Annotated in this window: 20 protein-coding genes; 5 read left to right on the top strand and 15 right to left on the bottom strand. The window is 71.9% G+C overall.

The genetic code is table 11. The features are described from left to right. Positions 1-152 precede the first annotated feature (152 nt). The 11 genes from IE311_RS16965 to IE311_RS16915 form a co-directional block, all read right to left on the bottom strand. Complete coding sequence (locus tag IE311_RS16965) at positions 153-1340, bottom strand: amidohydrolase (protein WP_189832521.1); 1188 nt, start codon at positions 1338-1340, stop codon at positions 153-155. A gap of 56 nt (positions 1341-1396) precedes the next feature. Continuing rightward, positions 1397-2455: a questin oxidase family protein gene (locus IE311_RS16960; protein ID WP_189832520.1), complete on the bottom strand. Its 1059-nt coding sequence runs from the start codon at positions 2453-2455 to the stop codon at positions 1397-1399. 19 nt (positions 2456-2474) lie between these two features. Beyond that, positions 2475-3107: a GTP cyclohydrolase II gene (locus IE311_RS16955; protein ID WP_229901965.1), complete on the bottom strand. Its 633-nt coding sequence runs from the start codon at positions 3105-3107 to the stop codon at positions 2475-2477. Between the two features lie 87 nt (positions 3108-3194). Beyond that, positions 3195-4466 carry an ATP-grasp domain-containing protein gene (locus tag IE311_RS16950; protein ID WP_189832519.1) on the bottom strand — a complete coding sequence of 424 codons (1272 nt, stop codon included), beginning with the start codon at positions 4464-4466 and terminating at the stop codon, positions 3195-3197. Further along, the gene (locus IE311_RS16945) at positions 4463-5773 is read right to left on the bottom strand and encodes an MFS transporter (RefSeq protein WP_189832518.1); all 1311 of its coding nucleotides are present in this window, start codon (positions 5771-5773) and stop codon (positions 4463-4465) included. The genes IE311_RS16950 and IE311_RS16945 overlap by 4 nt, the downstream gene beginning before the upstream one ends. Further along, positions 5770-6351 carry a serine O-acetyltransferase gene (locus tag IE311_RS16940; protein ID WP_189832517.1) on the bottom strand — a complete coding sequence of 194 codons (582 nt, stop codon included), beginning with the start codon at positions 6349-6351 and terminating at the stop codon, positions 5770-5772. Before IE311_RS16940 ends, IE311_RS16945 begins: the two co-directional genes overlap by 4 nt. Beyond that, on the bottom strand, positions 6348-9791 hold the full coding sequence (locus tag IE311_RS16935) for an ATP-grasp domain-containing protein (protein ID WP_189832516.1): 3444 nt from the start codon (positions 9789-9791) through the stop codon (positions 6348-6350). Before IE311_RS16935 ends, IE311_RS16940 begins: the two co-directional genes overlap by 4 nt. Before the next feature lie 18 nt (positions 9792-9809). Next, positions 9810-10829, bottom strand: a complete 1020-nt coding sequence (locus IE311_RS16930; protein ID WP_189832515.1) for a PLP-dependent cysteine synthase family protein — start codon at positions 10827-10829, stop codon at positions 9810-9812. Next, positions 10826-11620 carry a tryptophan 2,3-dioxygenase gene (locus IE311_RS16925; protein WP_189832514.1) on the bottom strand — a complete coding sequence of 265 codons (795 nt, stop codon included), beginning with the start codon at positions 11618-11620 and terminating at the stop codon, positions 10826-10828. The genes IE311_RS16930 and IE311_RS16925 overlap by 4 nt, the downstream gene beginning before the upstream one ends. Next, positions 11617-12696, bottom strand: coding sequence for a guanitoxin biosynthesis L-enduracididine beta-hydroxylase GntD (gene gntD / locus IE311_RS16920; protein ID WP_229901974.1), 1080 nt, complete (start codon positions 12694-12696; stop codon positions 11617-11619). The genes IE311_RS16925 and gntD overlap by 4 nt, the downstream gene beginning before the upstream one ends. Positions 12697-13049: 353 nt before the next feature. Further along, entirely contained in the window at positions 13050-13430 is a 381-nt protein-coding gene (locus tag IE311_RS16915; protein ID WP_189832512.1) for an ACT domain-containing protein, read from the bottom strand. 105 nt (positions 13431-13535) lie between these two features. On the opposite strand from IE311_RS16915, the gene IE311_RS37210 reads away from it, so the two are divergent. From IE311_RS37210 to IE311_RS16890, 5 genes are all read left to right on the top strand, one after another. Next, complete coding sequence (locus IE311_RS37210; protein WP_189832511.1) at positions 13536-14219, top strand: RibD family protein; 684 nt, start codon at positions 13536-13538, stop codon at positions 14217-14219. Then, positions 14216-14737, top strand: a complete 522-nt coding sequence (locus IE311_RS37205; protein WP_189832510.1) for a cytidine/deoxycytidylate deaminase family protein — start codon at positions 14216-14218, stop codon at positions 14735-14737. The genes IE311_RS37210 and IE311_RS37205 overlap by 4 nt, the downstream gene beginning before the upstream one ends. Positions 14738-14827: 90 nt before the next feature. After that, positions 14828-15889 carry a M20 family metallopeptidase gene (locus tag IE311_RS16900; protein WP_229901973.1) on the top strand — a complete coding sequence of 354 codons (1062 nt, stop codon included), beginning with the start codon at positions 14828-14830 and terminating at the stop codon, positions 15887-15889. A gap of 347 nt (positions 15890-16236) precedes the next feature. Beyond that, positions 16237-17442 (top strand): ATP-grasp domain-containing protein, encoded by a 1206-nt coding sequence (locus tag IE311_RS16895; RefSeq protein WP_189832508.1) that lies wholly within the window; start codon positions 16237-16239, stop codon positions 17440-17442. Positions 17443-17444: 2 nt separating this feature from the next. Then, complete coding sequence (locus tag IE311_RS16890) at positions 17445-18701, top strand: ATP-grasp domain-containing protein (RefSeq protein WP_189832507.1); 1257 nt, start codon at positions 17445-17447, stop codon at positions 18699-18701. A gap of 135 nt (positions 18702-18836) precedes the next feature. Here the strand turns inward: IE311_RS16890 and IE311_RS16885 are convergent, their stop codons facing one another. The 4 genes from IE311_RS16885 to IE311_RS16870 all read right to left on the bottom strand — a co-directional run bounded on the left by IE311_RS16885 (position 18837) and on the right by IE311_RS16870 (position 22989). Continuing rightward, complete coding sequence (locus tag IE311_RS16885) at positions 18837-19388, bottom strand: nitroreductase family protein (RefSeq protein WP_229901964.1); 552 nt, start codon at positions 19386-19388, stop codon at positions 18837-18839. A gap of 113 nt (positions 19389-19501) precedes the next feature. Next, positions 19502-20278 (bottom strand): diaminopimelate epimerase, encoded by a 777-nt coding sequence (gene dapF, locus IE311_RS16880; protein WP_189832505.1) that lies wholly within the window; start codon positions 20276-20278, stop codon positions 19502-19504. 97 nt (positions 20279-20375) lie between these two features. Next, on the bottom strand, positions 20376-21770 hold the full coding sequence (locus tag IE311_RS16875) for a cation:proton antiporter (protein ID WP_189832504.1): 1395 nt from the start codon (positions 21768-21770) through the stop codon (positions 20376-20378). Positions 21771-22089: 319 nt separating this feature from the next. Beyond that, on the bottom strand, positions 22090-22989 hold the full coding sequence (locus IE311_RS16870; RefSeq protein WP_189832503.1) for a phytanoyl-CoA dioxygenase family protein: 900 nt from the start codon (positions 22987-22989) through the stop codon (positions 22090-22092). Positions 22990-23422: the final 433 nt, after the last annotated feature.

The following is a 23422-nucleotide window of genomic DNA, read 5'->3' as shown; positions in this document are numbered from 1 at the left end:
GCGCGGCCTTCGGGTCGGACATGCGCACTCCCCGCCGGGGGCCGTGTCCGGCGCGAAGGCCGCTTTCGTGTGCGACGACGACGGGAGGGCGACGGACGGGGCCGCCGCCCGCCGGCCCGCCGCACAAGCCGGGCCCCCCACGTCTCGTGCCGTCAGGTCGTGAGCCGTGCACCCGCCTTGAACACATGCCGCCGCGGCAGGTGCTCGACGACGGCGTGGGCCGCCGAGACGCCTTCGACGACGGTGAAGTCGGCCGTGGCTCCCTCGCGGAGCCCGTACCCGTCGAGTCCGAGTGCCTCCGCCGCGCCCTCCGTGGCCGTCCACAGAGCGAGTTCGATCTCCTCCTCGCTCTTGAACCCGCTGCGCACGGCCAGCTGGCCGACACGTACGAGCATGTCGGCGGAGCCGTGCGGACTCCACAGGTCCCGGATGCCGTCGGTGCCGAGGCCCATGGGCACTCCCGCGGCCCGCATGACGGCCGGTGCGGGGATCGGGTCGCTGAAGCCCGCGCAGGTGAAGAGCGCCATGCCCGCGCCGGCCAGCAGGTCCGCGACGCGTCGCTGCTCCGGGCGGGACACCTCGCCCACGGCGAAGGCGTGGCTGATGGCGACCCGGCCCTGGAGCGAGAGCGCCTTCGTCCGCTCGGCGATCAGCCCCACCTGCCACAGGCCGAGTGTTCCTCCGTCGTGGAGGTGGATGTCGACCTTCGCCCCGTATTTCTCGGCGAGTCCGAACACCACGTCGAGGTGGGCCACCGGGTCGCCGTCGACCCCCGCGGGGTCGAGGCCGCCGATCGTCGTCACGCCCATCCGCAGGGCGGCCTCCATGAGTTCGACGGTGTCCCCCTCCACCAGCAGACCGCTCTGGGGGAAGGCCACCTGCTCGACGGTCAGGGAACCGGAGACCCGCTCCGCGGCCGCCATGACGGCCTCCACACCGGACAGGCCGATGTCGGGGTCGATGTCGGTGTGCGTGCGGACATGGGTCGTGCCGGCCGCCGCCATGTCGGCGAGGAGCCCGGCCATCCGGTCCTCGTGGGGGATGCCCAGCTCGCCCCGGCGCCGACGGCCGTTGCCGATCATGCCCTGGAGTTCGTGGCTCGCCGTGTGGGGGACCCAGGGGCCGCCCCAGAGCGTCTTGTCGATGTGGCAGTGGGCGTTGATCAGCCCCGGCAGAACGACCCGCTCCATGGCATCGACCACCGTCGCCGGGGGAGAGCCGGCGACCGGCCGCTCCTCCCCCGACGGCACGATGCCCACGATCCGGTCACCTCGGACGACGACGTCCTCGGTTCCGGTCCGCCCCCAGAGACGGCCGGAGCGGAGTACCAGGTCGTTCACATACTCCTCCATGTGTGTTGTCGGTGTGTTGTCGGTGTGTCGTCACGCCCCGCCGCTCACGCTTCGGGCAGCAGCGTCAGACCGTGCTCCGCCGCGTGCAGCAGCATGTGGTCGCCGGTCGAGCGGTACTGGCGCAGGCACGCCTCGGTGAGCTTGATGGCGTGCTCGTCGCCGTTGGCGACCGCCCGGTCGATCAGGTCCTCCTCCGCCGCCGGCTCTCCCAGGGGCAGCGGCTCCGTCTCGGCGTCCGGAGCGTGCACGGAGTAGAGCCCGGCAGCCAGTCGCCAGAGCGCGTCGTGCGTGGCCCGTGCCGTGTCGGCGGGGAGGAGCGGCAGCACCGATCCGGCCGCGACGGGGGCGGTGACCGCGTGGACGAAGGCGGTGGGCCAGCGACGCCCCTGGGTCAGGAACACCCGGGCGAACGTGGCCGCGAGGTCCGACATCGCGGCGCCGACGTCCTCGGGCGCCCGCAGGGCGGACACCGCGGCAGGGAACCCGTCGATGTCGGCCACCGTGTTCAGGCGGTCGCGGATCAGGCCGGGGTGGACGCCCCCGGGGTGCAGGGGGATCCCCTCGACCGCCCGCGCGAGGGGCAGTCGTCCGGTGCCGAGCGGCAGACCGGGGAGGGGGGCGTAGCGCGCCGCCCAGTAGGCGAGGGCGGTGGCGAACTCGGCGCGGCGCTCCTCGGTGTCGCCGGCCGCCAGGCCGCGGACGGCGTGGGAGGTGCGGATCACCCCGTGCGTGGCCCCCGCGGCCACACCGGGCAGCAGCCGGGGCCACCACGTGTGGAGGGCCGTGCGCCAGCCGTCCCGGGCGATCTCGGTGGCGAAGAACGTCTGCCAGTCGGTGGCCCGGCGCAGGTCGCCCAGGGCCGTCCGCCAATGGGTCGCGGGGATCGGTTCCAGCGGTCCGAACGGCTCGTCGAGCTGCGGAAGATAGGCGCTGATCCAGTCCTCGACGAGTTCGGGCCGCCGCAGGGAGACCAGTGCCTCCGCGACCATGGGGGCGTGGTTGGTGAGCGTCCCCCCGTACTCCGGGCCCGCGTCCCGCAGCCGGCCGAGGTTCTCGTCCAGTACGTCCGCGCCCGCCGCAAGCATGCTGTGCACAGTCATCATTGCCCCGTTCTCCGCCGGACTAGGAGACGGCGAGGGTGTGGCCGCCGAGGGAGGCCTTGGCCCACAGGTAGCGCTCGTTGTCGGGGTTGGAGTGCACCCGGGTGGGCACCACGTCGACCACGTCGATGCCGTACTCGCGGAGCTGGCGGACCTTCTCCGGGTTGTTGGTGAGCAGCCGGATCCGCTCCAGGCCGAGGGCCCGCAGCATCTGCGCGGCCACGGCGTACTGGCGCTCGTCGTCCCCGCGGCCCAGCATCCGGTTGGCGGAGAAGGTGTCGACGTTCGTGTCCTGGAGGACGTACGCGTCGAGCTTGTTGTAGAGGCCGATGCCACGGCCCTCCTGGCGCAGGTAGAGGACCGCGCCGCCGTCCTCGGCGACGGCGTCCAGGCCCTCGTCGAGCTGCGGGCCGCAGTCGCAGCGCTTCGAGCCGAACACGTCGCCCGTCAGGCACTCGCTGTGGATGCGGACCAGCGGGATCCGGCCGGCGACCGCGGGCACCTGGACGGCGACGTGCTCGCCGGAGTCCGCGAGCCCTTCGAAGCTGATCATGTCGGCCCGGACGGGGCGGCCCCGGTCCATGCCGATCGGCACGCGGGCACGGACGGTGGCGGTGGAGAGGGCGGTGGTGGGGTAGCCGTCGATGACGCTCATGAGGGATCTCTCTTCCAGAGGGTGGTGGGTGAGGGGTGAGGAGAAGGAGCGGAGAGGAAGGGGGGCCCGGACCTGTGTGATGTCCGGTCAGACCAGGACGTCGCCGGTCCTGCTGTGCAGCAGGGAGCGGAACGAGATGCCGGCCACGGCCTCCCGCGCCCGGTCGGCCGCCTCCTCGGGCGTGGTCCCGTGGGCGCGTGCCAGGGCGAGACGGCTGTCGGAGGAGGGGACGGGGTCGAGCGGGTCGCCCGGGCCGAAGAAGAGCCGGACGTCGTCGACATGGGGAAGGCCTCGGGCCTCCTCCGCGCCGGTGACCGACTCCACGACACCGTGGGCGAGCGCCGTCGAGTACCAGATGGCGGCGTGCCGCGGCGGCCGTTCCCGGGCCTCGGCGAGCTCCTCGCGGAGCTCGTCCAGGAGCCCGGTCCCGCCCAGCGCCTGGCGGGCCGTGTACCGGAACAGGTCGACGTCGAGGGCGTCGCGGACCAGGTGCGGGATGTCGTCCCCGGCCAGCCGCAGATGGGTCTCGATCACGCGGGGCCCGCGGGCGGTCAGGACGACCTCGGTGTGGGTGGGGCCGAATCCGATGTCCAGGGCCGTCAGGACGTCGAGGACATGGGCGGTGATCGCCTCGCTCTCGGCCTCGGAGAGCGGGGCGGGCGCGACATGGCCGAGTTCCACGAAGGTCTCCGGGTCGGAGAACTTCCGTGTCACACAGACGATCTCGTGCCAGCCGTCCTCGGAGAAGGCCTCGACGCTGAACTGCGGTCCCTCGTGGAAGGCCTCGACCAGGGCGCCGGCGGCGGCGAAGGGTCCGGTGGCGGTGACCGCGGCGTGCGCCGCGGCCACCTCGTCCGGTCCGTTCACCTTGCGCACCTGGGCGCTGCCGGCCCCCGAGGCGGGCTTCACGATGCAGGGGTAGCCGTGGACGTCGGCGAACGCGGCGATGTCGGCGGCGGCGGAGACGATCCGGGACGGTGTGGCGTCCACTCCCCTGCGTGCCAGCTCCTCGCGCATCGCCCGCTTGTTGTGGACCCGGTGGACGGTCTCCTCCGTGTGCATGGGGAGCCCCAGGGCCGCCGCGACCGCGGCGGCGCGGTCCTGCTCCCACTCCCCGAAGGCGACCACGCGGGTGACGGGGTCGATGCGGTGCAGGGCCCGTGCGTGCTCGATCCACTCCCCGACCGGGGCGTCCGGGCCGAGGGCGATCACGCGCCGGTGCTCGCCGAGGGACCTCAGACGGCTCACGAGGCCGGTGCCGCACAGCGCCGACAGCCGGACGTCGGGGGAGAGTTCGCGGAGCACCGCGGGGAACTCACGGCTGCCTCCGACGCACAGCAGGTGCACATGCTCGGTCATACGTTCGCTCCTTGTTCTTCGGATCGTGCGGTACGGGACGCCTGTGCGCCCTTGGCGAGGCCGCGGAACGCGATCGCGGCTCCACCGAGCAGCCCCGCCAGCAGCAGCCACCCCGCCGGCCCGAGAGGGAGCACGACGCGGTAGGTCAGGGTCGGTCCGATGACGCTCTGGACGCCCGAACCGGTGTTGAACGCCCCCATGTACTCGCCGCGCCGTTGGGGCGGCGTGAGGTCGAAGACCGTCTGCCAGGCGGCGACCATCTGGAGGTTCTCGCCGACGGTCAGCAGGACGACGGCGAGCACACAGAGCACCACCTGCCAGGCCGCCGCGGTGAGCCCGTCGGCGACGGCGCACACGAGGCAGGCCGCGGCCAGGAAGGCACCGGACACCAGCAGGGTTCCGCCGGTGGCGGCCTCCGTCCACCGCAGCCGTCCCAGGACGAGCTGGAGGACGACGGTGAGCGCCGTGTAGAGGGCGGTCAGCAGGCCCGGGAGGGCCGGTGAGAGACCCAGCTCCACGACGAGCCACAGGGGCATCAGGACGAGCAGCACCGTCTCGTACAGCGAGAGCAGCCCGTTGGAGAAGCAGAGCCCGAGGAACCGGAGGTCCTTGAGGACCGGCCGTCCGGGGGCCGACCGCTCCGCGTCGGGTGCGGCGGTCCTGCTCCCGGCCACGGCCCCGGCGTCCGGTGCCGCCCTGCCGATGAGCAGCACGGTCCACGCCAGGACGAGGAACGACGCCCCGTTGACCATCAGCAGAGCGACCACCAGGGACCGCGAGCCGCTCGCCAGGGCGAGACCGGCGACCACCGCGCCGACGCCGAACGCGGCGCTGCGCACCGCGCGCACCCGGGTCATCAGCCGGACGCGCGCGCCCTCCTCGAAGACGGCGCCCAGCAGGGACTGCTGGAGCGGGAACGTCGTCGTCTCCAGCGCCATCAGCCACAAGGTGAAGGCGAAGAAGGCGGGGTACGAGGTCGCCGTCGCGTAGCACAGCACGCCCACGCCCCGCAGGACCAGGGCGCCGACGTACACCCGTACCAGGCCGTACCGGTCGGCGAGCCTGCCCACCGGGACGGGGGTGAGGATGCCCAGCACCGCACCCGCCGACATGGCCAGCGTGACGGCTCCGGGGGCGAGGCCGACCATCGTGACGAAGTACAGCATGGCCGCGCCGGCGCTCAGTCCGCTGCCGAGGGAGTCGATCCCCGTACCGAGCAGCAGCTGTCCCGCCCGCGCCCGGTCCGCGCGGTCTCCGGGGCCGGAACCCGGGCCCCGGAGGGCGGTGGCCGCGACGCCGGGCGTCACTGGACCGCTCCCTCGCGGTCGACGGCCGCCACCGGCGTCCGCAGCACGGGCGGGACGTCCTCGACCACCACGCGGTGCGCCGCGATGTGCGCGTCGTCCGCGACGCTGACCGGCCCGAGGACGGAGGCGCCCACACCGATCAGGACCCGGTCGCCGATGTGCGGGTGGCGCCGCTGGTCGGCCCTGCCGTCCCGCCACCAGCCGCGCGAACCGAGCGTCACCTGGTGGTAGATCGTCACATCGTCGCCGACCACGGCGGTCTCTCCGATGACGACGGCGAAACCGTGGTCGATGAAGACCCGGCGGCCGAGCCGGGCGCCCGCGTGGATCTCCATGCCCGCGGACCTGCGGCAGGCGTGGGTGAGGAGACCGGCGAGCAGACGGTGGCCCCGCAGGTGCAGCCGGTGGGCCACCCGGTGGAGCGCGAGCCCGCGCCACGGCGCGTGCAGCAGCGCTTCCGCGATGCTCTGCCGGGAGGGGTCCCGGGCCAGGACGGTGCGCAGGTCCTCCAGGATCAGCCGGGCCAGGGAGGGCCGCTCGGCCTCGGTCGCGGCCGGTTTCCCCGTCGCGCCGGTCACCGGGGATCCACCGTGATCGTGATGTCCCGCTCGGCGGACTCGACGAGCCGGACGACCTTGTCCGCCGAGTCGTCGGCGAACACATGGGTCGAGAGACCGGTGCCGGCGAAACCGGAGAGGGAGAAGGCGTCCCCGACCCGGGCGGTGATCCGGCGTGCGATCGCCGCGCCGCCGACGGCGGAGTCGTCGTAGCCGGTCAGGACGCCGGAGGTGGCGTAGTGCACGGTCCAGCCGGCGTGCGCGGCGACCGGGGCGGCGGCCAGTCGGCGGACGTCCTCGCCCGCGTCGACGAGGAACTTCGCGTGGTCCAGGTCGATGCCGCGGGTGGCGCGGAAGGCCTCCGTGACGCCACCGCCGCCGGGGCGCGCCGCCACCTCGCAGAAGGTGAGCGCGGAGCCGTCCCAGAAGGCCTCCAGGTGGAGGACGGCGGCCCGGACGCCCCAGCCGCGGACGACCGCGTCGAGGAGTTCGCCCGCCGCCGCCCGCAGCGGCCCGTCCTGCACCGTCACCGACGACAGGGGGGCGCCCCGGGTGTGGGAGAGGGTGTCCTGCCGGTAGGCGGAGACGTCCCAGCGGAGGAAGTCGTCCTGGACGACGGCGTCGATGTGGCACATGGCCCCGTCGACGTACTCCTCGACGAGGAAGGCGCCCGGCACGAACTCGGTGCGCAGCCAGGCCTCCGCCTCGGGGAGGGTCCGCAGCACGGAGACTCCGCGCGAGCCGGCGCTGGAGCGCGGCTTGACCACGACCACCGCGTGCCGGTCCAGGGCGGACCGCAGCGCGTCGGCCGTGTGCAGCACATGGCCGCGGGCGTGCCGGATGCCGGCCGCCGCCGCCCGCTGCTTCATCAGCGCCTTGTCCCGGAAGGAGCGTACGTATGCGACCGGGTCGCCCGGCGCCCCGAAGCGGTGCCGCAGCCGGGCGGCGGGTTCCAGGAGCCGCTCGGACAGGCAGACCACCCGGTCGACGGGGGCGACGGCGTGCGCGGCGTCGGCGAGCCGGGCCAGCACCTCGTCGTCGAAGACGTCCCCGGTCATGGTCAGTTCGGCCGGGGCGGCGGACGGGGTCGGACCGCCGAGGAGGGTGAGCCGGAAGCGGTCGGCGGGGAAGAGGGGTTCGCCGTCGTCGCCGAGGAGGGAGTCGGGCAGGACCCGGTCGATCAGCAGGACATGGGTGCGGTCGGCGGGTTCGTGGGTGAGGGCCATGGCGGCCGTGACCCGGTCGGCGGTCGCCGTGCAGGAGTCCGTGTCGGTGCCGGTCACGGTGAAGGCCGGCCGGTCGTCGCCGGAGCCCGGGTCGATCGCGGCGGAGCACACCTCGGGGAAGTCGTGGGCCGTCTCCACGGCGGTCCGCGCGTTCGTCCACCGGGCGCCGGCGGGGGCGGGAAGTTCCCGCAGCAGGGAGTGGACGGGGCGGCCCGCCGGGAGCCTCGGCTCCGCACCCATGGCGGCGCGGACGAGGACGGTGACGATGTCCCGGTCCTGCGCGGCGCCGAACAGGGCCCGCAGGTTCTCGGTGAGGCCCCAGCGCAGGACCGGTTCCGCCGTCGTGTCGGCCGCGGGGAACCAGGACCGGACCACTCCGTCGGCGCAGCCGGCGGCGTACGCGCCGGCCGCGAGCAGCAGCCGCTGCCGCTCCGCCTCGGGGAGGGCGGAGGGGAGGATCAGGTCGGTGGACCCGGCGGCGCCGGGCGCGGTGACGTCGGCGATGCCGAAGTGCTGGACGTCGTCCCCCGTCACCAGGGAGAGCACCACGTGCCCCGCCCCGTCGGGGAGTCCGCCCGCGGGAACGGCAGCGAGGGACTCGGTGCCGGTCCCCGTGCCCCTGAACTCGGCGCCCAGGCTCTCCGCCTGCCGGGCGAGCTCGGGGGTCAGGGCGAGGACCGAGGTCACGGGCTGCGCCGCGTGGATCTCGCGGGCGAGTCCGGTGGTGTCGGCCGGGTGCGCGGCCTGCCGCCACTGGCCCAGGTACTGGCGCTCCCAGCGCGCCCGGTGCGGGGCGGCGTCCTCGGCGGGACCGGTCCAGACGACGCTCACCCGGCCGGTGGCCACGCCCGCGGCGTGCAGCGCGCGGGCCGAGAGCAGGGTGTTGCCTTCTCCGCCGAGCAGCAGGAGCAGGTGCCCGCCGGGGTGGACGACGGAGTCCGCTTCCGCCACGGCCGGTACGGAGTCCGTTTCCGCCACGGCCGGTACGGAGTCCGCTCCCGGCGCGGCCGGCTCGGCGGCGGGGGTGAGGCCGATGCCGTCGAGGATGCGGGCGGCCGCGAGTTCGCCGGTCTCGCAGGCCTCGGCGGCGGTGTCGCCGGAGGCCACGAGGTAGCCGATGCGGTCCCAGTTGTTGCGGAGGAGCGACACCTGGGAGCCGGGGGCGGCGGACAGCTCGTACCACTCGGTGCCCGGCGGCAGTTCGGCCGGCGGCTCGACGGAGGCGACCGTGCCGGCGGTCTCGCTCCAGAGGTGCCGCAGGGCGACGGTGCGCACGGGCGCGAGCACCTCCTTCAGGCGTTCGCCGGTGGCCAGTGCCACCAGGTCGAGGAAGACGGACCGGTCGAGGGCGCGGCTGATGAGGTGGGTCACCACGTGTCCGGCCATCCGGCCGTTGATCTCGATGAGTTCGGGGCCGGTCGGGGTGATGACCAGTTCCATGTGCACGGCGCTGTTGCGGATGCCGACGGCCTTCACCGCGTTCAGCGCGAACTCCCGGGCCTTGCCGCGGCCCTCGAAGACGGCGGGGAAGTGACGGCCCATCTCGGCGGTCACGCCGGGTGGCTGGGCCCGCTGCTCGGTGAAGCCGAGCAGCATCGGCTCGCCCTCCTGCACCATGATCTCGGCGCTGACGTGGCGGCCGAACGCGTACTCCTCGACCACGGCCTTGGGGCAGGGCTTGTCGGGTACGTCGAAGAGGAGCGCGAGTCCGGCCCTGGCCTGCTCCTCCGTCCAGGCGATCGACACGCCGACGGAGTAGCCGCCGAAGGCTGGCTTGATCACCACGGGCAGGCCGATGTCGCGCACCGCCGCCATGCCCTCGTCCCCGTCACGCACGCCCCGCCACCGCAGGGAGCCGATCCCGTGCTCGGCGAGCCGGGCGCGGACGGCGTCCTTGTCGGCGAGGAGCCGGGTGGCGTCGAGGCTGTCGTGGGGCAGGCCCCAGGTGCGGGCCAGCTCGCTGGCGACCGGCAGGTAGTCCTCGACGCGGCAGATCACGCCGTCCGGCGGGACGGGGCCGATCGCGCCCTCGAGCCGCTCGGCGAGGTCCCAGGCCTCCGCGAGACCGGGCACCTCGACGACGCGGGTCGCGTACGACACGTTCTCGTACCCCAGGTCACCCCGGAAGAAGTCCATGGTGTCGGCGACGAAGGTGACTTCGACGCCTGACTCCGCCAGCGACTTGACGATGTCGAAACCGCGGACGGACGTGGTCTCGATCAGGATGATGTGCATGCGAGGTTCTCTCTTCGGTCACGCGCGACGGGAGCGGGCGAGGTCCCAGTCCTCGGGGGAGCCGGCGTCGGGGAAGACGGTGAGCACGACGGCGTCGGAGGGGAGCTCCGCCGCGACGGCACGGGCGGCGAGCCAGTTGGCGGCGCCGGAGCTGCCGGCCCGCAGCCCGCTGAGGGCGTGCAGTTCGACCATGCCGTCGAGGGCCTCGTCCCGGGACACCGTGCGGTGTTCGATCGCGTCGCCGTGCCGGCGTACGAACGGCTGGTGCAGTCCGTTGCCCAGCCCGGTGGCCCCGGTGTACTTGGGCAGGCCGTTGGGCGGGAGCGGGCTGCCGTACGGGAGTTCGGCGGGGGTGACTCCCACGGTCCGCAGACCGGGCGCCACCTCCAGGAGCCGGGACCGTACGCCCGTCAGCGTGCCGCCGGAGCCGATCGACGCCACCCACGCGGCCGGCCGGACGCCGTCGAGCTGGTCGAGCAGCTCGGCACCGGTGGTCGCCGCGTGGAAGGCCGGGTTGACCTCGTTGCGGTGCTGGTAGAGCAGGGTCCACTCGGGCTGGGCGGCGGCCAGGGCCAGGGTCTCCTCGATCACGCCGAGGAAGCCGAGTTCCTTGTCGACCAGGGCGTACTCGAATCCGTACCCGGTCAGGGTGTCGAGCAGGCTCGGCGGGGTGACCGAGGGGACCACGAACTTCATGTGGATCCCGAGCAGTGCCCCGAGGTGGGCGAGGGCCCGGGCGAGGTTGCCGCCCGAGTACTCCAGCAGGCGCAGCTCGGAGAGGTCCCGGTCGCCGTGCCGCTCCAGGGCGGAGCAGATCAGGGCGTACGCGACCCGGTCCTTGACGGAGCCGACGGGGTTCTCCCCCTCGCACTTCGCCAGGATCCGGGCGCCGCCGGGCGGGCCCGGCACCTCGCGGAGCGACGTGCCCCCGAGCCGCCGCGCGAACGGCACCAGCCGCGGGTGGGCCCGGTGCAGGGCCGGGAAGTCGGGCAGGGGAAAGGGACCGGCGGAGAGCTCCGCCTGCAGGGGCTGGATCATGCGTAGTGCGCCGCCTCGTGCGAGGCCACGGCCTGCGCCTCGCGCCACAGTTCGGGGAAGTGGAGGCGTACGGCGAACTTGTCCAGGAGGTCGACCGGACGGCCCGACATCCCGGTGGGGCGGTCGGCGTCCTCGTGGCGTTCCCGGAAGCTGGGGTGTCCGCCCACCCGCGACCACACGAGCCGCTGGTGCACCTGCTGCCAGTCGAGCAGGGCGTCGTCGAGCTGCATCAGCGCCTGGGCGACCTCGGCGAGACCGGAGACCTCGCCGTCCCGCGGCGCCACCTCGGACGGACCGGTGCCGAACAGGTCCCGGATCTCGGCGCCCTGACGGTGCACGGCGTCGGCGAACCGGAGCCACGCGTGGCGGGCGACCCGGTGCAGGTTGCGCGCGCCCGGGGAGTCGGTTCCGCTGTCGTTGCCGGGCAGCCGGCCACGGATCTGGAGGAAGTCGGCCTGCGTGATCATGTCCCGCAGGTGGTCGAGGTGGTCGGAGGCCAGCCGCTGGAGCCGTACCGCCCGCTCCAGGAGCCGGGTCGCCTCGCCGTAGCGGCCGCCGTCGAGCTCCGCCGCCGCACGGTTGATCTCGAAGTGCATGTTGTACCAGCACAGTTCGGTCATCACGTGCAGCGACTGGAAGAGCAGGAAGTCGGGGTGCGGCAGCTCGTCGAGGGGACGCATGGCCGGCAGGACCTTGGTGAACCCGACGACCTCGTCGTATCCGGTGGGGCCGCCGACCACGTAGGCCGGTCCGGGGACGGCCGTCACGGGCCGCTCCTGCACGTCGGTCATACGAGGGCCCGCCCGTTCTCCCCGAAGCGTCGCCCGGCCGCGCGGCGGAGGTCCGCGACCACGTTGATACGGCGCAGCCAGCGGTCCGTTCCGTCGTAGCGGGCGGCGAAGGGCCGGCGTCCGTGGACCGCGCGCTTGTTGTCCACGATGAGCAGCTCGCCGGGGGCGAGGGCGACGTCGCGGAGGTTGGCGTCGATCTCCTTGGTCACCGAGTCGAGCGCGGCCACGGCCTCGCCCTGGAGGTCGCTCGGCATGAACGCCGGGTCGATGCGGATGAACGGCGACTGCGGGTCGCCGGAGAGCACGGCGGTGCGGCGCGGCTCCTCGTTCATCTCGGCGATCCTGCGGAAGGCCTCGTCCTGCTTGCCGTCGCCGCCGACACCGGTGGTGGAGCTGTTGAAGGCCGCCGTGTGCGACTCGTCCGGCAGGATGACGAAGTCCTCCGCGAAGAGCCGCTCACGGACGTGCTCGTCGAGGACGACGTCGTTCACCGAGGCGAAGGTCGTGGGGACCTTGTCGTGGTTGCGCAGGCCGAGCAGCATGATCCAGTCGGCGCGCAGCGGGTGGAAGGCGTCCTCGTTGTGCCATTCGAGGTTCACCGTGGAGCTGGAACCGAGCTGCTGCTCCTCGTGCCCCTTGATCGGGAAGAGGTCGAGGACCATGCGCCCGCGCTGCTGGCTGAGGTACGAGACGGGGTCACCGAGCAGGGACCCCAGGAGGAGCAGCAGGGCCGCCGCGCGGCGGGCCTCCGGACTCGTCACCTCGTCGGTGTAGGCGGTCGGGGTGGGCCCGGCCAGCGTCTCGTCGACGGGCAGGTTCGAGAGCACCAGGCCCCCGCTCCCGCCGGTCAGCCGGAAGTTCACCAGGGTGGCCCGGATCCGCTCGGGGACGGCGTGGGCGACGACGGCGAGCCGCTCCAGCCGCTGCTCGAGCGGGACGTCGGGAGCGGCTGCGAGCACGTCCTCGGCCAGGGTCCGCAGGGCCCGGCTCTCGTCCTCGGTCAATTCGAGGTACGGAACTCCGTCCGCCGGGCGCAGCGGCAGTTCTTCGCCCACTCGGGGGGCAATGGCTTGCATCACGTCATTCCATTCCTTGCAATCCGTCATGACTCTCGGCGAAACACTCGGGTATCCGAGGCATGGCCTTTTCGACCGGGCCGCCGATATTGCGTGTGCGGATACCTGGGATTCACTCGCCACGAGTCCTGACGGCCCTTCGTGTTTTCGCATCCGTGCGATGTGGCGCCGTGCGACCCGCGCCTCGTCCATATTCCGGTACGTGAGCGGCGGGATGGAGGGAAACCGTGTGCAGGTGTCTGCGTTGCAGGATCACGAACGAAGAACGAAGGAGCGCAAAAGGGGCAGACGTGCCGAAAGAAATGCGCTGCGGCCCCCCTCGTACGAGAGGGGCCGCAGCGCGTCCGTCGGGGTCAGAGGTCGATGCGGTGCCCGATGGCGCGCAGCACGCGGGCGGCGTCCTCGACCCGGTCACGCGGCACGAGGATCAGGTCCGCGTTGTACGTGGAGGCCACGAAGACCGGCACTCCGCCCTGGGCGAGCGGCGAGAGCAGCAGGGCGAGCATGCCGGGCACGTCGAGCCCGTGGGCGGTGTCGCCGCTGTACAGGGCGGCCCACGCCTCACCGTCCTCGACGGTCTCGCCGGAACGCAGCTCCCGGACGACGGTCAGGCCTTCCGGCGCACGGACCAGAGAAATCCAGGGACCGGCAAGAGCAATTGCCTCGTCCTCGGCGTGTTCGACGACAAAAGAACCATTGAGAACCCGCAGATGCTGGGGAGTCGCAGTAATCATGCGTGCATCGTACGGACACTCGCCTGTACATTGACAACCCCATCGAACAATCGGAGTCGAAGCCGGTGCGAAGTCACCGCCCGGCCGAACGTGAACGGACCGCGAATGGGCAGTCGCCCCCATGTACTTCTCAGTGTCGCCGTATCCCTGGACGGATACATAGACGACGATTCACCCGAACGCCTCCTGCTCTCCAACGCGGCCGACTTCGCGCGGGTCGACCGGCTCCGCGCCGCATCGGACGCCGTCCTCGTCGGCAGCAACACACTGGCCGCCGACAACCCACGGCTCCTGGTGAACGACCCCGCGCTCCGTGCCGAGCGGCTGGCCTCGGGCCGGCCCGAGCATCCGCTCAAGGTGAGCCTCACGTCCCGGGACCGGCTCGACCCCGGCCTGCGGTTCTGGCACACGGGCGGGCGGAAGGTCGTGTACGCCACCGACGCCGCCCGGCCGGAACTGAGCCGGACGCTGAAGGACCACGCGGACGTCGTCGCGACCGGACCGGGGGTCGACCTCGGGGCCCTGCTGGACGACCTGGGCGCACGGGGTGTGCGGCGGCTGATGGTGGAGGGCGGCGGCACCGTCCACACCCGTTTCCTCGCCGAAGGCCTCGCGGACGAGATCCACATGGCCGTCGCGCCGCTCCTCGTCGGCCACCGGTCGGCGCCCCGTTTCCTCAACCCGGCCGAGTTCCCCGGCGGCCCCGGCCGCCGGCTGCGGCTCCTCGACACCACGACCCTCGGGGACGTCGTCGTCCTCCGCTACGCCGCCAAGGAGCCGCACGCATGACCTCCCCTTCCCCTTCCTCCCCTGGGTCCGCGACTTCCTCCCCTGGGTCCGCGACCTCGTCCCCGGCCGCGTACACCTCGGCCGATGTCGGGTGGCTGCGTCGCGCCGTCGAGCTGGCGCACGACTGCCCGCCGTCGGCCACCGCCTTCTCGGTCGGCGCCGTGATCGTCGACGCCGAAGGGCGGGAACTGGCCTCCGGCCACAGCCGGGAGCTAGCCCCCGACTTCCACGCCGAGGAGAGCGCGCTCGCCAAACTCGCCGGTACGCCCGTGCCGGCCGGCGCCACCCTCTACAGCTCCCTCGAACCCTGCTCCCGCCGCGCGTCCCGGCCCACGCCCTGCAGCGAGCTCGTCATCGCCTCCGGCATCCGCCGGGTCGTCATCGCCTGGCGCGAACCGGATGTGTTCGTGACGGACTGTCAGGGCGTGCGGCTGATGGCCGAGTCGGGGGTGGACGTGATCGAGATCCCCGAGCTGGCCGAGTCCGCACGCGCGGCCAATGCCCATCTGCGCTTCTGAGAGGACCCCATGCAGACACCGCCCCGCACCACCCCCCGTACCCCCGCCCCTCCGCATGTCCCCGTCTCCGCCTCCGTCGACGTCGACGCGATGATCGAGGACCTCAGGAAGCTCGTGGAGGTCGAGTCGCCGTCGCGCGACCAGGAGGCCCTGACGGCCTCGGCCAAGGCCGTCGCCGACGTCCTCGAGCACCGCCTCGGCGGGCAGGCCGTCCTCGTCGAGAGCGCGTCCGGGCCGCACGTCAGCTGGTCCGGCGGCGGCGTCCCCAAGGTGCTCCTCCTGGGACACCACGACACGGTGTTCCCGCTCGGGACCCTCGAACGCCGCCCGTTCGCCGTCGAGGACGGGCGTGCCACCGGCCCCGGGGTCTTCGACATGCTCGGCGGCATCGTGCAGGCCGTGCACGGCCTCGCGCTGCTCGACGACCGGTCGGGCGTGGAGATCCTGCTGACCTCCGACGAGGAGGTCGGCTCCCCCGCCTCACGGGCTCTCATCGAGGAACGCGCCCTCGCCTGCGGCGCCGTGCTCGTCTTCGAGGGCGCGGCCGACGACGGTTCCCTGAAGACGGGCCGCAAGGGCTGCGGCACCTTCGAGATCGCCGTCACGGGCCGGGCGTCCCACGCGGGCCTCGAACCGGAAGCGGGCGTCAACGCCCTGGTCGAGGCCGCGCACCAGGTCCTGGACATCGTGGCGCTCGGGCGGCCCGAGGCCGGTACGTCCGTCACCCCGACCGTCGCGTCGGCGGGCACCGTGGACAACGTCGTGCCCGCCGCGGCGAGCATCGTCGTGGACGTCCGGGTCGAGACGACGGACGAGAAGGACCGTGTCGAGGCGGCGTTCGCCGCCCTGCGGCCGTACCTGGACGGGGCGGAGCTCTCGGTCCGGGGCGGCATCGGCCGGCCTCCGATGCCGGAGTCCGCCTCGGCGGACCTCTTCGCGCTGGCGCGGACGCTCGACCCCGGTCTCGGCGGCAGGGCCGTCGGAGGAGGCAGCGACGGCAACTTCACGGCGGCGCTCGGGGTACCGACCCTCGACGGCCTCGGAGCGGTCGGCGGTGGCGCGCACGCCGACCACGAATACCTGGTGATCGACGCCATGGCCGGTCGGGCGGAGCTCGTCGCCGGTCTGGTGGACGCGATCCGCGCCTCCTGAATCCGGGGGACCGCGGGGGCCCGGCGGACGTCGGACGTCGGACGTCCGCCGGTGAGATACATTGACGCCACTCATCAGCGGCGGCGACGTCTTTCCGCCGAGTCCGCCTGGGCACAGGCCCACCCTCCGGGTGGGACACCGCCGCGGACCGCTCCCTGAGCACCGTCCCCCGCACCACCCTCCCCTTCACCACCCCCTCTTCAGCATTCCGCCCCGCCGTGCGGCGGGCCGGTTCGCCGTGCCGTGCGGTGCCGCGCCGGCGTTCCCGAGCCCCTCCGCCCAGGCCGCTCCACGGGCTCCGCGCCCGCCCCACCATCCCGGCTGCACCGGGTGAAAGGTGACCACCCATGAACGTCCTGTTCGTTCACGTCAAGAACAATCTGCTTCCGGACCATGTCCGCACGGCACCGGAGATCGGTCACCTCACGGTGATCACCGAGCCCGGTCACGCGCAGCGGTACGGCCCCGAGGTGGACGTGCGGCTCGTCGAGAGCATCGAGAACCCCGAACTCCTGCGCCTCGCCGTGCTGGAGCTGTTGCGGGAGCGTCGTATCGACCGGATCTTCGCCCCGTTCGAGCGGGGTCAGGCGCAGGCCGGATACGTCCGCTCCTACTTCGGCATCCCCGGTACCGGACCCGAGGTCGCCCACGCCTTCTCCAGCAAGTACACGATGAAGGAGCTGATGCGCGCGGCCGGTCTGCCGGTCACGGACTTCCGGCTCGCCCCCGGTCTCGACCAGGTGGCGGAGGCCGCGGCCGCGCTCGGCTGGCCGGTCGTCGCCAAGCCCATGGTCGGCGGCGGGTCCATGGACGTCTGCGTCTTCACCTCCGCCGAGCGGTTCGAGGAGTTCGCCGGCTCCCCCGGGGCCGAACCGATCCGTGCGCTGAACTGCCCCTTGATCGTCGAGAAGTTCGTCGACATCGAAGCCGAGTACCACTGCGACGGGGTCGTGCGGGGAGGCGAGGTCCTCTTCGCCGCCTCGTCCCGCTACCTGGCTCCGGTCCTCGGCCGCGGCGAGGTGTTCGGTTCGATGACGCTGCCGGCCGGCGATCCGGTGCGTGCGCGGATGGAGGAGCTGCACGCAGGGGCGGTCGCCGCTCTCGGACTCACCGACGGCGTCACCCACATGGAGTTCCTGGAGACCTCCGAAGGACTGGTAGTGGGCGAGATCGCCTGCCGCGCGGCGGGCGGCGGCATCCCGCACGCCCTCGACCTGCACAGCGGTGTCGACGTGTGGCGGGCGGGCCTCCAGCTCGAACTCGGCCTGGACCCGAAGGTGGACCCCCTCCCCGAGGACGGAGTCACCGTGCACTGCTACCTGCCGCTCCGCCCCGGCCGGATCGTCTCGATGACCGGGGCCGACGAGCTGCGCGCCCTGCCGTGCGTCATCGACGTGAGGATATTGAGCCGGGTCGGTGACGTGGTGCCCGAGCGCCTCAGCTCCGGTGCCGCGAGCGCCCTGGTCTTCCTGCGGGCGGACACCGCGGAGTCGGCGGAGGAAGCCGTGGCCCGCGTGTACGAGTCGTTCCGCATCGAGATCGAGGCCCTGTGACCATGAACTACCTGATCCTGAACCGCAGCCCGCTCACCACCCGCCGCTACCGCGAGTGGATCGGCGAGGGCCACCGGATCGTCCTCGTCACGGACGCCGCCCGCGCGCTGAGCACCGACGACAGCGTCCGTACGGAACAGCTCGCCGCCTTCGAGGAGACGGTCGTACTGGTGGACTACCACGACAGTGTCGCGGTGGAACGTGAAGCCCTGCGTCTGCACGCCGAGTTCGGCTTCGACGAGATCATCGCCCTCTCCGAGTTCGACCTGCTGCGCGCCGCCCGACTGCGGGACCTCCTCGGCCTGGCGGGTCAGAGCGAGGAAAGCGCCCTCGCCTTCCGCGACAAGCTGATCATGAAGGACCTGCTCCGCGAAGCCGGCGTCCCCCTCGCCCCCTACGCCCCGGCACCCGACATCACCTCCCTGATCCGCTTCACCCAGGAACACGGCTTCCCCATCGTCGTCAAGCCCCGCCGAGGCGGCGGCTCCATGGGCGTCGAAGTCCTCCACGACGAGGACGAACTCTGGAACTACGCCACCCGCACCACCCAACTCGGCACCGACGACGGCGCACCCCTCCTCGTCGAGGCCCACGTCGAACACGAGCTCTTCCACATCGACGGCCTCGTCGTCGACGGCCACATCCAACTCATCTGGCCCTCCACCCAAGGCACCACCACCTGCCTCGGCATGCTCGACGGCCACATGCTCCACAGCACCATGCTCGACGCCGACGACCCCCGCCTCGACGACCTCCGCAAGCTCACCACCACCACCCTCGAAACCCTCCCCACCCCCACCACCACCATCTTCCACGCCGAAATCTTCGGCACCCCCCACGGCCTCGTCCTCAACGAAATCGCCTGCCGCATGGCCGGCGGCCGCATCGAAGAGCAGATCCGCCTCGGGTTCGGACTCCACCTGCCGGAGCTCTACGTCCGAGCCCTGGCCGGGAACACCCTGCCGGAGATACCCGAACTGCCGCTCCGGACCGGTGGACTCGCCCTCTTCCCGCCCCGCCCCGGACTCCTCCGCGCCGTCCCCGGCGAGTGCTCCATTCCGGGTGTCACCGGCCTCAAGGTGGCCGCGCAGGCCGGTACCCGGCTCGGCACGGCCCACACGAGCGTGGAGAACTTCGCCTCGGCCCTGGTCGTGGGCGCGAGCCGCGCGGAGGCGGTGCGGACGATCGAGGAGCTGAGGGTCTGGATCGAGGCGGAGACGGTCATCGAGCCGCTCCCGCCGGAGGACATCGACGTCTGACGACCCGCACGCACGAAAGGGGCCCCTTCCGTCGAAGACGGAAGGGGCCCTGTGGCTCTCGGCACCGGCAACCAGAAGCCGGTATCTGTGCCGGGTAGTGCCTACAGCGGCACCAGCACCTGCGCCGGGCGGCGCCTACACCGGCACCGGCCGGGACGCGAAAGTGGAGACGTGGTCGGCGAGGTCACCGGTCCGTCGGCGTGCCGGCGGTTCCCCTCCGTCGGCGGTCCCGATGTCCAGGGACCCGAGAAGCCGCTCCGTCGGTGCCAGACCCAGCAGTTCGCGGGCGGCACCGCTCTCGCACATCCGGCCGGTACGCCAGATGCTGCCGTATCCCCGCGAGTGCAGAAGCAGCATCAGTCCGTAGGCCACGGAGCTGGCCGCGGCCATCTGCTCCCACTCGGGGACCTTGTGCTCCGCCACGGGGCGGAAGACCAGCGCCGCCATCAGCGGGGCCCGCAGCGTCTTCCCGGCGATCCGGTCGCGCTGCTCCGGCGGAGCCTCGCTCGCCAGGCTCGCGCCGAGCGCCTCCCGGTCCTGCCCGCGCAGCAGGATCCAGCGCCACGGCCGAAGGCTCCCGTGGTCGGGGGCCGCCGCGGCGCCACCGAGCAGATAGGCGAACTCGGCGTCACAAGGAGCCGGTTCGTTCAGTGTCTGCCGGCTGCGACGGGTCAGGACAGCGGTCATGACGTCCATGGTGCGACTGCTCCTTGCGTGATAGGTGTCATGAGGGGCCCGGTGCGCCGGCGCCTCGCGCGCGGCGGTGGTCCCGGACGGGGAACTCGCGGGATGATCAGCGGTCACAGGCAGGTCGTACCCTCCGCGATGATGACCGCGGGACCGCGCAGATGGGTCGACTCCGCGGTCAGGATGACCGTCAGCGAGCCACCGGGGACCCTGACCTCCCACTCGCCCCGGTTCTCCCCCTCGGCCTGTGCGGCGGCGACGGCCGAGGCGACCACACCGGTCCCGCAGGACGACGTCGTCCCCACGCCCCGCTCATGGACCCGCATCTCGACGGAGCGCCTGCCGACCATCCGGATGACCTCGACGTTCACGCCTTCGGGAAAGCGCGCTGTGTCCACATCCGGCGCCCTGCTCAGGTCGAAGGCCTCCACCGGGCTCTCCACCACACAGGCCAGATGCGGGTTTCCGGTCGCCACGTGGAGACCGGGGACGCGCCGGTCCCCGATTCCGGCGGTGGAGATGCCCAGGACCTGGGCCGGGCCCATGTCCGCGGTCACATGGCCCGTCGCGCCGAGCTCCACGGTGCGGAGTCCGGCCCTGGTCGCCACGTCGAAGCGACCCGGCGCCGCGAGCCCGTGGTCCACCAGGTACCGGGCGAAGACGCGCAGTCCGTTGCCGCACATCTCGGCGACGCTGCCGTCGGCGTTGCGGTAGTCCATGAACCACTCGGCGTCCTCGCCGCGCACCACCCGCAGCACCCCGTCCGCGCCGATCCCCGTGTACCGGTTGCACAGTGCGGCCACCCGTCGGGGCGTCAGATCGAGCCGTCCCTCGGGGTCGGGGACGATGACGAAGTCGTTCTCGGTGCCGTGTCCTTTTGCGAACCTCACCAGATTTCACCTTACGAGCCTTGAGCGGAGCGGATGGAGGGCCGAGCACACGGGTTCCGCGGCCCGCCGGAGGTGCCCGGCCCCCGGCGGGGCCGGGTCAGCGGATCGCAGCGGGTCGGCGCGCGGAGCCGCCGGACGCGTCCACGAGCTCGGCCGGCCCGGAGACGTCCACGGGGTTCGCCGCGCCCGTGGCGTCCACGCCGCGTTCGGCGTCCGTGGCGGGCACGTCCGTGGCGGGCTCGGGCAGCTCCTCCTCGGAAGCTCCCCTGCGGATCAGGCTCAGCGCGGGCGACGTCACCGCCGTGGTCAGCAGCGCCATCAGCACCAGGATCGTGAAGAGGTCCGGGCCGATCACGCCGAGGCTCAGGCCGATGTTCAGCACGACCAGTTCGGTCAGTCCGCGGCAGTTCATCAGCGCGCCGATCGACAGGGCGTCGCGCCAGTTCTGGCCGGCCACCCGGGCCGAGCTCGCGGCTCCGCCCCACTTGGCCATCACGGCCACCGCGAGCACCGCGGCCGCCCACAGCCACTGCCGGGGGTCGCTCGCCAGCAGGGACATGTCGGTCTTCAGGCCGGTCGTCACGAAGAACAGCGGGAGCAGCACCGGCACGGTGAAGGCCCGCAGGCGCGCTGCCTGACGCTCGATCACCCGGCTTCCGCGCGGGGTCACGACGCCGAAGAGGAAGGCTCCGAACAGCGCGTGCACCCCGATCTCGTCGGTGGCGAGCGCGGACAGGCACAGACCGCTGAACAGCACGATCAGGACGACGCTCTCGGTGTACGCGCGTTCGGCCCGGGCCGCCCAACGGGCGAGGACCGGGCGTACCACGTAGTACATCGCGAGCGTGAAGGCGATGGCCGCCACCGCGGTGGTCACGGCCTCGAAGGGCGAGCTGCTCTGGGCCAGGGCGACCACCACGGCCAGCAGGCACCAGGCGGTGACGTCGTCCACCGCGGCGCAGGCCATCGCCAGCGCGCCCACCCTCGTCCGGTACAGACCCCGGTCGGTGAGGATCCGGGCCAGCACCGGAAAGGCGGTGATGCTCATGGAGACCGCGATGAACATGACGAACTGCAGCCGCTCCACGCCGTCGGGCGCGAAGGAGCCGTACATGCCCAGCGCGAGCAGGGAGCCCAGGAGCAGCGGTACGGCGATGCTCGCCTGGCTCACCGCCACCGCGGTCCTGCTGTGGCCGCGCAACGAGCCGAGATCCAGCTCGAGTCCGACCAGGAACATGAAGGCCAGCAGGCCCAGGTTGCCCAGCACGCCGAGGTACGGCAGCACCGAGGCCGGGAACAGCCAGGCCGCGGCGTCCGGCCAGACCCAGCCGAGGAGCGAGGGGCCGAGCAGGATGCCGACCAGCATCTCGCCCACCACGGGCGGCTGGCCGACGCGACGCACCAGCTGCGCTCCGGCCTTGCAGGCCAGGATCACCACGGGAAGGGCGATAAGGATATCGGGAAGCGGGTCACGAATTGCGCTCGTTGCCATCGGGTCTCCAGGTGATTGGAGGAGAGGTACAGGATTCGGAGTCAGGATTCGTTTCACCGCACAACACCTCCGCGGCACCGGCCGGCGGAAACCCACTTCGGGCCCATCGGATTCGACGCGACGCCGATGGCGTTGCCGTCGCGCGGGGAAGGGTCCCTGACAAACGGTCATGACATGCCGGAGGCGGGCGGCCTGGTCGCGAGCCGCCCGCCATTCGGAATCCGGTAATCATGTCCGTGGCGACGGCACGGAGGGGTTACCGGAGGTACTGATAAGCAGCCTTGTTGCGAAATTCGCCGGACCGCTCGGAGTTGTGCGCCTAGGCGACGTCGCGGGCCAGCGTACGGGCCTCGCGGGTTTCGTCGAAGTAGGAGCTGGCGTACACCTGCTCGCCGTCCACGGAGGCGACGCGCTCGTTGTAGTCGCTGGGAACGTTGTAGTTGAACACGGCGCGCGGGTAGGCGAGCTGCTCGACGCGGTTCTTGTCGTACTGCGCGTCGACCGCGGAGAACCGCAGCACGTAGGCGAGCCGGGACGGGATCGGGCCGTCGAGCAGCGGAACGCTGCTGTGGAGCACGTACTTGTCGAAGAGCAGGACGTCACCGGGCTCGAACGAGTCCTCGACCGCGAAGTGGTCCAGGAGCGACATCATCTCGGGCGAGTTGATCAGACCGTTCTTCATGGCACTGAAGTCGGCGTAGGTGAGCTCCTTGCCGGCCTCGATCTGGTCCTTGAGGTACTCGGGAACCAGGTTGATCTGCTGGTAGACGAACTCGCCGGACAGCAGCTCCTTCGACATGTACTTCATGCCGCCGCGCTGGTCCTTGGGGTCGATGCGGCACAGCGGCGTCCAGACCGTGTACCCCATGTCCTCGCGGCGCTGGTAACCGAAGCTCTGGCTGCCGACGTGCCAGGGGGCGCCCGTGCTCTTGTTCTTCTCCAGCTCGAAGCCGAGACCCTGGGTGAAGAAGACCTGGTGGTCGATGAGCTGAGCCATGATCCGGGCGAACGCCGGGTCGCCCATCAGGTCGAGGATCGTCGGGTCGTCGTTGCACATGTCGTACTTCAGCCGGCTGAAGCCCGCGCCGTAGTTGTCGGACGGCGCGCTGACCTGCGAGGTGCCCAGCTTCTGCATGTGCTCGATGAGCTCGGGGGAGAAGATGTTCCGGAGCTTCACGAAGCCGTGCTTCTTGAAGTGCAGCACGTCTTCTTCGGTCACGGAGAAATTCGAGTTAATCACTAAGAATCCCAGATCGTTGCGAACTGTCGAGACAGCGCAGCACGCTGCCTCCTGTGCAGGGGGAACCAGCGGGTGGGGAGTTGCTTTCTGCAAGTAATCGCAGTTCTCAACCCCACTGCGAGTCGGCCGCCACCGTCGATGTCGCGACGGTCTGGCGTGAGATGTCGTCACCCTCGCTCAGCGAGACTCCGAGAACGACCAGAAAACCGGCCGCGACGGTCCCGAGAATCCGATGGAGAGTGTTCTTCGCCGACATTTTTCGTCCCCCTGATTGGCTGACCGGCCAACTCGTTTTGGCCCGTGACAAGAATCATGCGCCCCCTTCCGGCCCTTCACAGCGAGATGAAGGATCATGATCCAGCAACGCAGGGATCTGAAGGATGAACAGATGTGCAGAAAATCAGACATAGGT

Source organism: Streptomyces zaomyceticus (genome assembly GCF_014656215.1).
GTDB lineage: Bacteria > Actinomycetota > Actinomycetes > Streptomycetales > Streptomycetaceae > Streptomyces > Streptomyces zaomyceticus.
This window is presented reverse-complemented; position numbering and strand designations above follow the sequence as displayed.

Coding starts and splice junctions, on each gene's coding strand:
- IE311_RS16960 (WP_189832520.1), bottom strand. CDS start 2,455: ATGATGACTGTGCACAGCATGCTTGCGGCGGGCGCGGACGTACTGGAC.
- IE311_RS16955 (WP_229901965.1), bottom strand. CDS start 3,107: ATGAGCGTCATCGACGGCTACCCCACCACCGCCCTCTCCACCGCCACC.
- IE311_RS16950 (WP_189832519.1), bottom strand. CDS start 4,466: ATGACCGAGCATGTGCACCTGCTGTGCGTCGGAGGCAGCCGTGAGTTC.
- IE311_RS16935 (WP_189832516.1), bottom strand. CDS start 9,791: ATGCACATCATCCTGATCGAGACCACGTCCGTCCGCGGTTTCGACATC.
- IE311_RS16930 (WP_189832515.1), bottom strand. CDS start 10,829: ATGATCCAGCCCCTGCAGGCGGAGCTCTCCGCCGGTCCCTTTCCCCTG.
- IE311_RS16925 (WP_189832514.1), bottom strand. CDS start 11,620: ATGACCGACGTGCAGGAGCGGCCCGTGACGGCCGTCCCCGGACCGGCC.
- gntD (WP_229901974.1), bottom strand. CDS start 12,696: ATGCAAGCCATTGCCCCCCGAGTGGGCGAAGAACTGCCGCTGCGCCCG.
- IE311_RS16915 (WP_189832512.1), bottom strand. CDS start 13,430: ATGATTACTGCGACTCCCCAGCATCTGCGGGTTCTCAATGGTTCTTTT.
- IE311_RS37210 (WP_189832511.1), top strand. CDS start 13,536: ATGGGCAGTCGCCCCCATGTACTTCTCAGTGTCGCCGTATCCCTGGAC.
- IE311_RS37205 (WP_189832510.1), top strand. CDS start 14,216: ATGACCTCCCCTTCCCCTTCCTCCCCTGGGTCCGCGACTTCCTCCCCT.
- IE311_RS16900 (WP_229901973.1), top strand. CDS start 14,828: ATGATCGAGGACCTCAGGAAGCTCGTGGAGGTCGAGTCGCCGTCGCGC.
- IE311_RS16895 (WP_189832508.1), top strand. CDS start 16,237: ATGAACGTCCTGTTCGTTCACGTCAAGAACAATCTGCTTCCGGACCAT.
- IE311_RS16890 (WP_189832507.1), top strand. CDS start 17,445: ATGAACTACCTGATCCTGAACCGCAGCCCGCTCACCACCCGCCGCTAC.
- IE311_RS16885 (WP_229901964.1), bottom strand. CDS start 19,388: ATGACCGCTGTCCTGACCCGTCGCAGCCGGCAGACACTGAACGAACCG.
- IE311_RS16875 (WP_189832504.1), bottom strand. CDS start 21,770: ATGGCAACGAGCGCAATTCGTGACCCGCTTCCCGATATCCTTATCGCC.